3 protein-coding genes are annotated in these 1,643 nt (G+C 63.0%); 2 read left to right on the top strand and 1 reads right to left on the bottom strand.

What is annotated here, in order from left to right; genetic code table 11:
• On the bottom strand, positions 1-276 hold a 276-nt coding region (locus tag EN893_RS32955; protein WP_164901349.1), incomplete at its 3' end, for a LysR family transcriptional regulator.
• Between the two features lie 131 nt (positions 277-407).
• Between EN893_RS32955 and EN893_RS32950 the strand changes: the two genes are divergently transcribed.
• A complete protein-coding gene (locus EN893_RS32950) occupies positions 408-1,046 on the top strand; it encodes a DsbA family protein (protein ID WP_127272424.1) in 639 nt (212 codons plus the stop codon).
• 39 nt (positions 1,047-1,085) lie between these two features.
• Positions 1,086-1,643, top strand: a 558-nt coding sequence (locus EN893_RS32945) for an NAD(P)-dependent oxidoreductase (RefSeq protein ID WP_164901348.1), incomplete at its 3' end; no start/stop codon positions are given.

The following is a 1,643-nucleotide window of genomic DNA, read 5'->3' as shown; positions in this document are numbered from 1 at the left end:
ATCTCGGCATCCGCGCGAGATTTCGCCATAGGCCGCCTCCGCTTCGCGCAGGATGATCATCGCGCGGTCATAGAAGAGGCGGCCCTCTTCGGTCGGCGTGACACGCCGGGTCGTGCGCTGCAGCAGCGTTGCGCCCAGCTCCTCTTCGAGCTTGCCGATCTGATGGCTGACCACGGCCTTGGCGACGCCAAGCCGGTCGGCCGCGGCGGTGAATGAGCCGGTTTCCATGACCGTGGTGAAGTAGGCGAGCCGATTGAGGTTCAGAAGTTCGGCCAAGCTGGCTGCCCTTTGTATGATCAGATCAGACAGTTTGTATAATTGGGCGCCATTTATCGCAAGGCTGCCGTCTGCCACATATGAGCGACGGCCTCGACGAGTCCGGTGGCCGGGCAGGAATGGCAGCGACTATGAGCAATTCAGAAGTGACCTATCTTTTCGATCCGCTCTGCGGCTGGTGCTATGGCGCCACTCCGATGCTCGACCGGTTGTCGGCCGCCGGCCTGAACGTCGAACTGCTGCCGACCGGCCTGTTTTCCGGCGCCGGCGCGCGTCCGATGGATGAAGGCTTTGCGGCGCATGCCTGGGCGAACGACCAGCGCATCGAGCGCCTGACCGGACAATCCTTCACGCCGGCCTACCGGCACAATGTCCTCAATGTCCGTGGGACCCTGCTCGATTCACATGCCGCCACACTCGGCATCAGTGCCGCTGGCCTGGAAGATCCCAGCCGCCGGCTTGCGGTGCTGAAGACGATCCAGCATGCGCGCTATGTAGAAGGACGCGATGTCGTGACGATCGGCGGTGTGGCCGAGGTGCTCGCCGCCGCCGGCATGGCGGACGCCGCCGAAATGCTCAAGGCGCCGACCGAAACATTGCTGACGGCTCACCGCGATCTGGTTGGCCGTGGCCGTGCGCTGTTCCAGCGCCTGCATGCCGATGGCGTGCCTTCGCTCTCGGTCATCCGCAATGATGCGCCCCGGCTCATCGGTTCGAACGCGCTGTTCGGCAGCTTCGACAATCTCGTCGCCCATATCGCGGCGGCGTGATCCCATCCTCCAGACCCCAACAAGAATAAGGAAACAGACATGGCAAAAGTCGCTCTCATTGGTGCATCGGGCGCCGTCGGTTCACGCCTTCTCAGGGAACTCTCCGATCGCGGCCACACCGTCACCGGCATTGCGCGCAACCCGGAAAAGATCGCCGCGCTTCCGGGCGTGACGGCGAGGAAGGGCGATGTCTTCGACAGACAAGGTCTCGCCGACCTGATCCGCGGCCATGACGCGGTGATCAGCTCCGTGCATTTCCTGGACAGCGATGCCGATACGCTGATCGAGGCGGTGCGCGCCTCCGGCGTGAAGCGCTATCTGATCGTCGGCGGCGCCGGCAGTCTCGAAGTCGCACCGGGCAAGCGGTTGGTCGACACGCCTCAATTTCCTGATATCTACAAGGCCGAAGCGCAGAAGGGCGCCGACTTCCTGGACAGATTGAAGACGGTCGACGACCTCGATTGGACGTTCCTGTCGCCATCCGCCATGTTCGTGCCTGGCGAGCGCACCGGCAAATTCCGCCTCGGCAAGGATACACTTCTCGCCTCCGATAAGGGCAGCAGCATTTCCTTCGAGGACTATGCGATCGTCATGGTT

Origin of the sequence: Mesorhizobium sp. M7A.F.Ca.CA.004.04.2.1 (assembly GCF_004022825.1) — a bacterium.
Lineage (GTDB): Bacteria > Pseudomonadota > Alphaproteobacteria > Rhizobiales > Rhizobiaceae > Mesorhizobium.
This window is presented reverse-complemented; position numbering and strand designations above follow the sequence as displayed.